Here is an 11,394-nt window from a genome sequence, read left to right on the forward strand (position 1 = left end):
AACCGGGCGCCCCCTTATGAGCGGGTTATTAAAAATTCACCCGTCCCGGCTATTTTTATCTGATCGCCTTCACGCAACTTTTTCCCCCGGCGTGATTCAGACTGATCATTGACAGCTACCTTGGTGCTATTCAGGAAGTATTTGGCTTCCCCGCCTGTCTGGATAATTCCTGCCACTTTAAGGAGCTGGCCGAGTGTGATATAGTCCTCGCCGCTCTTTATTTTAATCTTTTTCATCTGTTTGCCTCGATTCAGCCGTTCTTTTTGATCCTGCGTTTATCAGAATGTCCTGATCGGAAGAATCAGCATCAGGATATTCTCGTCGCCAACCGGCCGGATGATAATCGGACGCATCGGGCCGATGAAATAAATTTTCACATTCTCAGCATCTATTTTACCAAGCGCATCCATCATAAATTTGGCGCTGAAAGAAATGCGCAGTGCGTCGCCTTCAAATTTTTCCGCACGCAGGGTTTCAAAAACCCGTCCAAGCTCAAGTGACTGGGATGAAATTTCAACCTCATCAGCCTCCGCTCGAAGTTTCACGACATTATTCCGCTCTTCTTTTGCAAGCAGAGAAGCGCGTTCGATCGCGTGGTATAGATCTTTTGTGGACAAAGTCAGAACCGTTTTGCTTTCCGTTGGAATCAATCGGCTGGTATCCGGGTAATTTCCATCGAGAAGGCGTGAGTAGAATTGAACATTGCTCGATTTGAACAGGATTTGATTTGAAGTCATGACAATATCAACGACCTGATCGTCGTCGTCATCAAGAATCTTGGAAAGTTCATTCAGGCTCGAGCCTGGAACGACCATCTCCCTTGTATCTTCTGTGTTTCCATTTTCAACCGGAACAGAACGCTCAGACAAGCGATGGCTGTCCGTCGCAACGCATTCCAGTTTACCATCCAACAGTGTCCACTTGACACCTGTAAGAACGGGCCGCGTCTCCGACAGGGATACAGCATATACAGTTTGCCGGATCACGTCTTTCAGGAGGTCCTTCTTGATGCTGAAAACGTCCTTCTCATTGATGACGGGAAGATTAGGATATTCATCCGGATCAAGTCCGTTCAGCGTAAATTCTGAGCGGCCCGATGTTATTTTGGCAATCAGCCGTGCGTCCACTTCAATATTAATGTTTTCATCAGGAAGTTTGCGTACTAATTCAGAAAACAGCCGGGAAGGAAGGATAATGCTGCCTGCAGTCTCAACGACCACATTTTCTCTGTCGTCCTCAAGTTTTGGAATATAAGATTTTATTGAGATGTCAGAGTTGCTGCCGGTCAATGTAAGGCCGTCCATTCCGGCTGTAAGTTTTATTCCTGTTAGGATGGGAATTGTAGTTTTGGTCGAAATGGCTTTCATAACCTGATTTACTGATTCGGCAAGTTTATCCTTTTGAACGCTGCATTTCATTGCGAGCGCTGAGCTGTTTGTGTCTTGCATTTCCTGCATGATTCTTGCCTCCAAATATATATTTATTATTTAAAAAAATAATAATCATAGTAATAGGTCCGGTGAATATGTTAATAAGTTAGTCTCTGCCATGAAAAAACTGGTTGTCCACATGTTCATAACCTGTGAACAAGATTGCACTCTTAAATAATAGTTGTCCACATCCTGTGGAAGGCGGATGATCCTGTCTATCAATTATTGAGTTTTAATTGGTGATTTCAGCTGGTCGATCAGCCCATTGATTTTTTGCTGCAGGCTGCGGTCGGATGCCAGCTGTTTCGTAATTTTCTCATGGGCGTGGATCACGGTTGTATGATCCCGGCCACCGAATTCCTCGCCAATTTTAGGAAGTGAATAGTCCGTCAGTTCCCGGGCAAGATACATCGCGATCTGCCTTGGAAAAGCAATGGATTTGGTGCGCCTTTTTGCTGAGAAATCTTCAAGTCTTAGATTGTATTCTTCGCCTACGGCAACCTGAATATCTTGTATGGTGATGGTTTTAGGCTTGGACGATGGAATGATATCTTTAAGCGCTTCGGATGCGAGATCGACATTTATATCCTGATTATTAAGAGATGAAAATGCGATAACCCGTATTAGAGCGCCTTCAAGTTCACGTATGTTGGTGTCAATCTGGTTGGCAATATAGATCATCACTTCATTCGGAATATCCAACCCCTCCGCTTTCGCCTTCTTGCGGAGAATAGCGATACGTGTTTCAAGATCCGGAGGGGTAATGTCTGTAATCAGACCCCATTCGAAACGGGAACGGAGCCGGTCTTCCAGTGTCGGAATTTCTTTAGGCGGCCGATCGCTTGATATGACGATCTGTTTATACTCTTCGTGGAGAGCGTTAAACGTATGGAAGAACTCTTCCTGTGTCTGTTCTTTTCCAGCAAGAAACTGAATATCGTCAATAAGCAGGACATCGACACTTCGATATTTATTTCGGAATTCAACCGTTTTATTATCTCTGATCGAATTGATGAATTCGTTTGTGAATTTCTCTGAAGACAGATACACGACACGGGCGGCGGGATTGTGCTCGATGACATAATGGCCAATGGCATGCATCAGATGCGTTTTTCCGAGACCGACGCCTCCATAAATGAACAATGGATTGTAAGCTTTTGCCGGCGCTTCAGCGACAGCCAATGACGCTGCATGGGCGAATCGGTTCCCTGAACCGATAACAAATGTTTCAAAAGTATTTTTGGAGTTGAGCATGCTGTTATTGATATCTTCAAGATGTCTCGATTGCGTCTGGTTTGCGCGGGGGGTTTCACTGCCGGGATGATTATATTCTGGATTGAAGTTCATGGGATCACTCTTTCTTGTTTTCTGTGCCGCAGGTCCGCCCGCTCCGCCTGCTTGTTTTTTGGGGATGACAAACTGTGCATTATATCGGACACCGGTTATGTCAAAAAGAATGTCTGATATAAGCCTGGAGTAATGTTCTTCCAGCCAGTCCCGTGAGAATTCATTGGGGACGCTGATGATGACGGTCTGCCCGCTGATCGACAGTGCCTCTGTTTCTTTGAGCCAAGTTTCAAAACTGGGCTTGCTGAGTTTTTTCTTTATTATTGTGAGTGCCTGATCCCACATTTCCTGAAGATTGTTCAATGCTAAGCGGTCCTCCCTTGCTTCTATGCCGCAACATAAAAGAATTTCTGTAAGAAATAAAGTTAATAAAAAAAATAAATACAGCAATATCGACATTTTTCCGTCTCGGATAAATTAAAGAATATAATATTTATCCACAGATAGAAAAAAATCGAAAGCTGTTTGTATCGGGAAAAATGAGGAGTTATCAACAGAAGTTAATAATCTGTGGATAGTCCAGATCACAAAGGTGAGCAACTGTCCACAGACTTATCCACAGCCGGTGGAAAAATGGACTGGAAGTGATGCTTTTTCACTGTTTTGAGCAATATGATCATATCAAAAAAACGTATAATAAGCAATGTATCTCAAACGTTATCCACAGTGGATAACTTATTAACCGCGCGCTTATTCACAGCATGCGGTTTTGTTGGAAACCTGTCGACAATTGGTGGAAAAATGCGGATAGAGACGAAAAACTGTCCACAGTGGATAAGGCTATTTACCAAACGGAGAATAGTTGACTTATTGCCGATAAATTCATATAATTAGTCAGACTGGTTTTTCAAAACAAGTAAATTTTCCGGAATCAGAATCGGCACGGCAATTTTTAGCCGGCAAGGGTTTCTTTTTCGAATTGCTGGGAGGTGTATGACAATTGAAACGTACTTATCAACCGAATAAGCGCAGCAGAAAGAAAGTGCATGGTTTCCGTGCTAGAATGGCAACTGCTAATGGCCGCAAGGTATTGGCGAATCGCCGGCGCAAGGGAAGAAAAGTTCTGTCAGCATAAGGCCACTGCGACAAATGCAGTGGTTTTTTTAGAATGGATTTGGGGTAAAAAATTTCTTGCCAATCACCGGCGTTACTCTATACTTAAATTTGGTTAAACTGTCATTGGCTTTTCTGGGTTTTGTTTGAATGTTTGGTGAGTGGTGTCCCATTGTGGAGGGACAAAATGAGGACATTAAATAGATTAAAGAAAAACAAAGATTTTCAAGTGGTTTTCAAGAAGGGCAGATCTTTTGCCAACCGCCAGTTCGTCGTTTATGTCCTGAAGCAGGAGGGACAGTCGTTTTCGAGGCTTGGCTTGTCAGTCAGTAAAAAAATGGGTAACGCAGTGATGAGAAATCACATTAAAAGGTTCATTAAGGAAATTTTCCGAGACCTTTCGGACAAGCTGGAGCCGGGCATTGACTATATCATTATCTCACGTCGTCCGGTGCGAACGATGACCTATCAACAAATGCAGAACAGCCTGATTCATGTCCTGAGAAAGACAGGTTTGATGACTGAACATAAGGACATTTGATAATGAAGTATCTGTTTATATTTCTCATACGCTTGTATCAGAAATTTATTTCTCCTCTGACTCCGCCGTCGTGCCGGTTTTATCCGACCTGCTCACAATATGCGGTTGAAGCTTTTGAAAGATTTGGCGTTTTCAGAGGGGGATGGCTGACAATAATGCGTCTTTTAAAATGTCAGCCTTTTCATCAGGGCGGATTTGATCCGGTTCCCGAAAAAAAAACCAGAAAGACGAAACGGGCATAATATCACATCGTTCGGACCGATCGAGGAGGTAACGATTTGCGTAAAAAATTTTTTGGCGTCGGGCTATTAATATTCCTGGTGGCTCTTATGTCAGGCTGTTCAAATCTCAATCAGCCGATCAACAGCCAGTCTACCGGATTCTGGAGCCACTATTTCGTGTACCCGCTGTCATGGTTTATCACAACAATCGCCCATTTGTTCTGGGACAGCTACGGGATTGCGATTATTATCACTACGATTATCGTGCGTCTCGTGATTATGCCGCTAATGGCAAAACAGGTAAAGAGCTCCCAGGCGATGCAGGAACTGCAGCCGAAAATTAAGGAACTGCAGCAGAAATACAGTTCCAAGGATCAAAATACACAGAAGAAACTCCAGGAAGCACAAATGAAGCTTTTTCAGGAGAATCATGTCAATCCGCTTGCCGGCTGTCTCCCACTGCTGATTCAGATGCCAGTCCTTTTTGCTTTTTATCAGGCGATTATGAGGACAGAAGCGATTAAGGGTCAGTCCTTTTTATGGTTCCAGCTGGGACATGCCGATCCGTTTTATATACTTCCTGTGATCGCCGGGCTGACGACATTCCTTCAACAGAAGATCATGATGGGACGTATGGGAAACAGCAACCCACAGATGGCGATGATGATGTATGTGTTCCCTGTTATGATCGCAATTCCTGCGTTCTATTTCCCTTCGGCGTTGGCACTTTACTGGGTTATCGGTAACATATTCATGATCTTCCAGACTTATATCATTTATGAGAAACATGAAGATCCCGCTAAGGCCGGTGCCAAGAGCGCCAATAAGAAGTGAGGGAAGTCAGCAAATATGGAAGAACCGTCGCTGAGGCGGTGTCTTTCGCACTCGAAGAATTAAACGCAACCGAAGACCAGGTCGGAACAGAAATTCTGATTCAGCCGCGTTCAGGTTTCCTGGGAATTGGTGCAAGGAAAGCCTTAGTCAGAGTAAAGCTGAATGAAACGTCTTTTGATGAAGGAATCCGTTATCTGGAAAATATTGTTCATGAAATTGGATGTTCCGCGCATATTCAGGTGATGGATAAATCCAAGCGGGTTTGGCGCTGTGTTTTGTTCGGAAAAGATGCTTCCCGTTTGATTGGGAGACATGGAGAGACACTGAATGCACTGCAGTTTCTCGCAAATAGAGTGGTGGCCAGACATTCGGATTTCAGGATGAAGCTGCTGCTTGACGCAGAAAACTATCGTGAAATAAGGAAGAAAGCATTGATCAGTCTTTCTGAAAGGGCTGCCGCTCAGGTTGTTCGGTCGGGAAAAGTGTACCGGTTCAAATCGATGCCTGACTTTGAGCGGAAACTGATACACGTTGAATTGGCGAAAAACGATAAAGTGAAGACCCAATCAGTCGGCGATGAACCGTACCGCTATGTAACGTTGACCCCAAGATCACGTTGATCCGGAAGCCAGTCGGGTCAAAAGTTTTAATGGCACGATTCAATGACTGACTGAAGAAAAAAGCACGCAGGCGGCGCGCTTTTTTCGTATCCGGTGATGAAACATGCGGTAGTGATGAGACTTATCAGAGATGGGGTGATAGAATTGTACTGCGAGGATACAATTGCCGCGATCTCGACACCGGTCGGCGAGGGAGCGATCAGCATTGTCCGCTTGAGTGGTCCGGAAGCCATTCAGGCTGCGGATCGTCTTTTTGCAGGCAAGAGGACATTGTCCGAAGTCCCGAGCCACACCATGCATTATGGTAGAATCGTGGATCCCGGGACAGGCAGGACGATTGAAGAGGCTATGGTTTCGGTGATGAAAAAACCGAAAACATTCACGCGTGAAGACGTGGTTGAAATTAATTGCCATGGTGGTCTAACAAGTGTGAACAGGGTGCTTGAACTTGTGCTGGATCAGAATGTGCGGCTTGCGGAACCCGGGGAGTTTACAAAACGGGCATTCTTGAACGGAAGAATCGATCTTTCTCAGGCGGAAGCTGTTATGGATCTGATCCGGGCGAAAACGGATCAGGCGATGGATGTGGCGATCGGACAGGTGGAGGGTACCTTGTCCAGACTCATTCATCAATTGAGACAACAGTTGTTGGATATTCTTGCGGCTGTTGAAGTGAATATTGATTATCCGGAATATGACGATGCCGAGGTCGTGACAGGCCGTCTGCTTCGCGACCGATCAATTGCCGTCAGGAAACAGGTCGATCATGTGCTTTCAACAGCCCGTCAGGGAAAAATTCTCCGTGAAGGCTTATCAACAGCGATCATTGGCCGGCCTAACGTCGGAAAATCGTCCCTGCTGAATCACCTGATTCATGAAAATAGGGCCATTGTTACGGATGTTCCGGGGACAACGCGTGATATTATTGAGGATTACGTGAATATTCACGGCATTCCGCTGAAACTAATTGATACGGCAGGTATCCGTGAAACAGAAGATACTGTTGAAAAAATCGGCGTAGAGCGGTCACGTACCGCTTTAAAAAAAGCCGACCTGGTTCTCCTTCTGATAAATTATCATGAAGAATTGACTGAAGGAGATCGGCAGCTTTTTACATTGATCGGAGAAACACCGGCAATTATTATTCTGAATAAAACGGATTTGTCCGGAGGCGTTTCCATTGATGCAGTGGAAAAACTCGCGGCAGGACGGCAAATTGTCCGGATCTCTCTCTTGAACGAACAGGGGATTCCTGAACTTGAGGAAAGTATCGCGTCACTTTTCTTCAAGAACGGAGTGACGCAGAATGAAGAGGCCTATGTATCAAATACGCGTCATATTGCTTTACTGAAAAAGGCCAGATCTGCCATTAGCGATGCAATTGAGGCTGCAGATCAGGGACTCCCCGTCGATATGGCCCAGATTGATATCAAAAGGACTTGGGACATTCTGGGTGAAATTGTCGGCGATACGGTATCCGACAGCTTGATTAACGAGCTTTTTTCAAAGTTCTGTCTAGGAAAATAACGACACTGATGTGATTGTTAATATATGGAAAATTTTGATTGAGGAGGATGAAAAATGAAGGGATATCAGGCCGGCACTTATGATGTTATTGTAGTCGGTGCCGGGCACGCCGGGGTTGAAGCCGGCCTTGCGTCGGCAAGGATGGGCGCAAAAACGCTGATGCTGACAATCAGCCTGGAAGGTGTTGCGTTCATGCCGTGCAACCCGTCTGTTGGCGGTCCTGCAAAGGGCGTGGTAGTTCGTGAAATAGACGCGTTGGGTGGAGAAATGGGCCATAATATTGACAAAACGTATATTCAGATGAGAATGCTGAACACACGCAAGGGTCCAGCGGTACGCGCGCTTCGTGCTCAGGCGGACAAACAGTTGTATCAGCGGGCGATGAAGAAAACAATTGAGGATACCGAAAATCTGACCCTTCGCCAGGGGATGGTTGAACGCCTGATTGTGGAAGACGGTGTATGCCGTGGCGTTGTTGTCGCAACGGGCGCGGAATATCGCGCGAAAGCCGTTGTGCTGACAACCGGCGTCTATCTCAAAGGTAAAATTATCATTGGTGAGCTGCAATATGAAAGTGGGCCGAACAATATGCAGGCATCAGTCAGCCTTTCTGAGCATCTGAAGGAACTGGGCTTTGATCTGGTCCGTTTCAAGACAGGAACACCTCCCCGTGTGAACGGCCGGACAATTGACTACTCGAAGACGGAAATACAGCCGGGTGATGAGGAACCTCTTGCTTTTTCATATGACACAAAGGAATTTATTAAGGACCAGATTCCTTGCTGGCTGACTTACACGAATGACGAAACGCACAAAATTATTAATGAAAATCTTGACCGTTCGCCCATCTATTCTGGCGCTATAGTTGGTACCGGACCGAGATATTGTCCGTCTATTGAGACAAAAATTGTACGCTTCAGTGATAAGAGTAGGCATCAGCTTTTTCTTGAACCTGAAGGCAAGGAGACAAAGGAAGTCTATGTTGACGGCCTTTCTACGAGTATGCCGGAAGAAATCCAGCGGAAAATGCTGGCTACGATTCCCGGCCTTGAGCAGGTGGAAATGATGCGTCCAGGCTATGCTATTGAATACGATGCGATGGTGCCGACGCAGCTCTGGCCTTCCCTCGAAACCAAGAAAATAGAAGGTCTTTTTACTGCGGGACAGATCAATGGGACATCAGGTTATGAAGAAGCTGCCGGACAGGGGTTAATGGGCGGTATCAATGCCGCAAGGAAGGCGTTAGGAAAGGAACCGGTTATTCTCGACCGCGCCCAGGCGTACATTGGTGTGTTAATCGATGACCTGGTGACTAAGGGAACGAAAGAGCCTTACAGACTGCTGACTTCGCGTGCTGAATACCGATTGCTGCTGCGGCATGACAATGCAGATCTCAGGCTGACAGAGCTGGGACATAAAATCGGATTGATCCGTGAAGAACGGTATCAGCGGTTTTTGGTTAAGAAACAACTAATCGAACAGGAACGGACAAGGCTAGCTGTAACCACAGTAAAGCCTTCTGAGGAAGCGGCTGAATTACTGGAACAGAGAGGCGCAGCGCCGATTTATGAGCCTCTTAAGGCGGATCGATTGCTCAAAAGGCCAGAATTAAACTATCATGATGTAGCGTCATTGCTTCCGGACAACGGTACCGCTGTGCCTGATGATGTTGGTGAGCAGGTAGAGATACAGGTTAAATATGAAGGTTATATAAACAAGCAGCTGCAGCAGGTTGAAAAAATGAAGCGGATGGAAAAGAAAAAAATTCCTCAGGACCTGGATTACAGTGTGATTGACGGAATTGCAACTGAGGCCCGTCAGAAACTGGACAAGGTCAGGCCGATATCTGTCGGTCAGGCCTCACGGGTTTCCGGAGTTAATCCCAGTGACATCGCCATTCTGCTTGTTTATCTGGAACAGGGCAAACTGGCAAGGAAAACAGGGTGAACATTTTTTCCAGGAGGCAGTCATGAAGATACTTGAGACTCTGTTAAAGGAAAAGGGTATTTATCTTTCCGAGGTCCAGAGCAGGCAATTTGATATTTACTATCACGAATTAATAGACTGGAATCATAAGATCAATCTAACTTCAATCACAGAGGAAAATGAAGTTGCCGTCAAACACTTCTTTGATTCTATAACTCCAGCCTTCCATTTCTCTTTCAGCAAGGGGACGAAGCTGTGCGATGTGGGCTCCGGTGCTGGTTTCCCCGGAATTCCCCTGAAAATTCTTTTTCCTGAGATTGAGCTGACTATTGTTGACTCTTTGCAAAAACGGCTTAACTTTTTACAGTCGCTTGCGGATACACTGGGACTTGATCGGGTCCATCTGTTCCATGACCGCGCAGAATCCTTTGCACACAAACCAGAGGCGCGTGACAAGTTTGATGTTGTTGCTGCCCGGGCCGTGGCAAACTTGTCAGTGCTCAGTGAATTTTGTTTGCCTCTTGTCGCCAAGGGCGGCACATTTATTGCGTTAAAGGGTGCTAATGCGGCTGAGGAAGTGACACAGGCCGGGCGTGCAATAAGTATTTTGGGAGGATCGTTTGCTGGACAGATTGATCTGGATTTGCCGGATCGGATGGGTGCCCGGTCGCTTGTCTTCATCAGGAAAATCAGAAATTCACCTGATAAATATCCTAGAAAACCAGGATTGCCGGCAAAAAATCCGATATAAATGAGCTGACGGGCTTTGCACTTTACTCCACAATGTTGAATCCAAATGTTTCACGTGAAACATCCTGAGGTGCGAATTTGGAGGAGTTGGGACTTTTTAGTCGAAATAATATATTAGTGCATAGTGCAGACAACAAAGGCGGTGGTGCGAAAATGAAGCATTCTTTTTCAAATATTTTCAATCAAGGCGAATCCGAGGAAGTCAAATCAGATCTGGATGACCAGGACAATCGAAAGATACAGGAAATACCTATTTCAAAGATCATTCCAAATCAGTATCAGCCCAGATCTGTATTTAATGAGGAAAAGCTGCATGAGCTTGCTGAGACGATAAAAAGTCATGGCGTGATCCAACCGATCGTCCTGCGCCCACTGGACGACAAATTTGAAATCATTGCCGGTGAACGTCGCTGGCGCGCCTGCACATACCTAGGCTGGGAAAAGATACCTGCAATTGTAAAAAACCTGGATGATGATCAAACAGCTTCCATCGCTTTGATTGAAAATCTGCAGCGTGAGGAGTTAACAGCGATTGAAGAAGCTATGGCTTACTCCCGTCTGATTGATATTCATGGCCTGACACAGGAAGGTCTCGCGCAAAAACTGGGGAGAGGGCAGTCGACGATTGCAAACAAGCTCAGACTGCTTAAACTCCCATCCGCTGTACAAAGCGCCATTCTCGAAAAGAAAATCAGTGAACGTCATGCCCGAGCACTGATTATTTTAAAGGAACCTGAAAAGCAGGAAAAGCTGCTGCATGAAATCGTCGAAAAGCAGTTGAATGTCAAACAGACAGAGTCGCGTGTTAAGAGTATGCTGGAGAGAAAGAGCGGCGCTGATTCCAGAGAAGGAAGTAAAAAAAGACGGATAGCCCTTAACAGGGACACACGGATCGCTGTAAATACAATAAGACAGTCTGTCAGCATGGTCACAGATTCAGGACTCACTATTGATACAAAAGAAGAAGATCTGGGAGACTATTATCAATTTACAATCCGAATTCCAAAAAAAAATTAGTTATGCAATGGTCAGGCTGGTGTCAGTCAAGGAATGGTTCACGATCCGGTATTTATGCGGAAACCGGGAAGTCCGCGTGAATACCGGATTATTTGATTTGAGCTTAAATTTAAGAATATTTTTCTATG

12 protein-coding genes are annotated in these 11,394 nt (G+C 45.4%); 9 read left to right on the plus strand and 3 right to left on the minus strand.

Going from position 1 to position 11,394, the window contains the following annotated elements; genetic code table 11:
• Positions 1–14: 14 nt before the first annotated feature.
• The 3 genes from yaaA to dnaA form a co-directional block, all read right to left on the minus strand.
• Positions 15–236, minus strand: a complete 222-nt coding sequence (gene yaaA / locus E4665_RS07235) for a S4 domain-containing protein YaaA (protein WP_135348128.1) — start codon at positions 234–236, stop codon at positions 15–17.
• A 42-nt stretch (positions 237–278) separates the two neighbouring features.
• Positions 279–1,418 carry a DNA polymerase III subunit beta gene (gene dnaN / locus E4665_RS07240; protein ID WP_135348221.1) on the minus strand — a complete coding sequence of 380 codons (1,140 nt, stop codon included), beginning with the start codon at positions 1,416–1,418 and terminating at the stop codon, positions 279–281.
• 234 nt (positions 1,419–1,652) lie between these two features.
• Entirely contained in the window at positions 1,653–3,080 is a 1,428-nt protein-coding gene (gene dnaA, locus E4665_RS07245) for a chromosomal replication initiator protein DnaA (RefSeq protein ID WP_135348129.1), read from the minus strand.
• Between the two features lie 637 nt (positions 3,081–3,717).
• On the opposite strand from dnaA, the gene rpmH reads away from it, so the two are divergent.
• The 9 genes from rpmH to noc all read left to right on the plus strand — a co-directional run bounded on the left by rpmH (position 3,718) and on the right by noc (position 11,266).
• The gene (gene rpmH / locus E4665_RS07250) at positions 3,718–3,852 is read left to right on the plus strand and encodes a 50S ribosomal protein L34 (RefSeq protein WP_010630846.1); all 135 of its coding nucleotides are present in this window, start codon (positions 3,718–3,720) and stop codon (positions 3,850–3,852) included.
• Between the two features lie 165 nt (positions 3,853–4,017).
• Positions 4,018–4,371 carry a ribonuclease P protein component gene (gene rnpA, locus E4665_RS07255; protein ID WP_135348130.1) on the plus strand — a complete coding sequence of 118 codons (354 nt, stop codon included), beginning with the start codon at positions 4,018–4,020 and terminating at the stop codon, positions 4,369–4,371.
• A 2-nt stretch (positions 4,372–4,373) separates the two neighbouring features.
• Positions 4,374–4,613, plus strand: a complete 240-nt coding sequence (gene yidD / locus E4665_RS07260; protein ID WP_135348131.1) for a membrane protein insertion efficiency factor YidD — start codon at positions 4,374–4,376, stop codon at positions 4,611–4,613.
• A gap of 36 nt (positions 4,614–4,649) precedes the next feature.
• Positions 4,650–5,426 (plus strand): membrane protein insertase YidC, encoded by a 777-nt coding sequence (gene yidC, locus E4665_RS07265; RefSeq protein WP_135348132.1) that lies wholly within the window; start codon positions 4,650–4,652, stop codon positions 5,424–5,426.
• The gene (gene jag / locus E4665_RS07270) at positions 5,423–6,046 is read left to right on the plus strand and encodes an RNA-binding cell elongation regulator Jag/EloR (protein WP_135348133.1); all 624 of its coding nucleotides are present in this window, start codon (positions 5,423–5,425) and stop codon (positions 6,044–6,046) included. The genes yidC and jag overlap by 4 nt, the downstream gene beginning before the upstream one ends.
• Before the next feature lie 144 nt (positions 6,047–6,190).
• Complete coding sequence (gene mnmE, locus E4665_RS07275) at positions 6,191–7,573, plus strand: tRNA uridine-5-carboxymethylaminomethyl(34) synthesis GTPase MnmE (RefSeq protein WP_135348134.1); 1,383 nt, start codon at positions 6,191–6,193, stop codon at positions 7,571–7,573.
• 54 nt (positions 7,574–7,627) lie between these two features.
• On the plus strand, positions 7,628–9,520 hold the full coding sequence (gene mnmG / locus E4665_RS07280) for a tRNA uridine-5-carboxymethylaminomethyl(34) synthesis enzyme MnmG (protein ID WP_135348135.1): 1,893 nt from the start codon (positions 7,628–7,630) through the stop codon (positions 9,518–9,520).
• A 22-nt stretch (positions 9,521–9,542) separates the two neighbouring features.
• Complete coding sequence (gene rsmG / locus E4665_RS07285; RefSeq protein ID WP_135348136.1) at positions 9,543–10,250, plus strand: 16S rRNA (guanine(527)-N(7))-methyltransferase RsmG; 708 nt, start codon at positions 9,543–9,545, stop codon at positions 10,248–10,250.
• Between the two features lie 152 nt (positions 10,251–10,402).
• Entirely contained in the window at positions 10,403–11,266 is an 864-nt protein-coding gene (gene noc, locus E4665_RS07290) for a nucleoid occlusion protein (RefSeq protein ID WP_135348137.1), read from the plus strand.
• The last annotated feature ends 128 nt before the right edge of the window (positions 11,267–11,394 follow it).

It is taken from the genome of Sporolactobacillus shoreae (assembly GCF_004684935.1).
In the GTDB taxonomy this organism is placed as follows: domain Bacteria; phylum Bacillota; class Bacilli; order Bacillales; family Sporolactobacillaceae; genus Sporolactobacillus; species Sporolactobacillus shoreae.

What these genes read in the sequence shown, in the direction of transcription:
- yaaA (WP_135348128.1), bottom strand. Translation starts at nt 236, where the DNA reads ATGAAAAAGATTAAAATAAAGAGCGGCGAGGACTATATCACACTCGGC.
- dnaN (WP_135348221.1), bottom strand. Translation starts at nt 1,418, where the DNA reads ATGAAATGCAGCGTTCAAAAGGATAAACTTGCCGAATCAGTAAATCAG.
- rnpA (WP_135348130.1), top strand. Translation starts at nt 4,018, where the DNA reads ATGAGGACATTAAATAGATTAAAGAAAAACAAAGATTTTCAAGTGGTT.
- yidD (WP_135348131.1), top strand. Translation starts at nt 4,374, where the DNA reads ATGAAGTATCTGTTTATATTTCTCATACGCTTGTATCAGAAATTTATT.
- mnmG (WP_135348135.1), top strand. Translation starts at nt 7,628, where the DNA reads ATGAAGGGATATCAGGCCGGCACTTATGATGTTATTGTAGTCGGTGCC.
- rsmG (WP_135348136.1), top strand. Translation starts at nt 9,543, where the DNA reads ATGAAGATACTTGAGACTCTGTTAAAGGAAAAGGGTATTTATCTTTCC.
- noc (WP_135348137.1), top strand. Translation starts at nt 10,403, where the DNA reads ATGAAGCATTCTTTTTCAAATATTTTCAATCAAGGCGAATCCGAGGAA.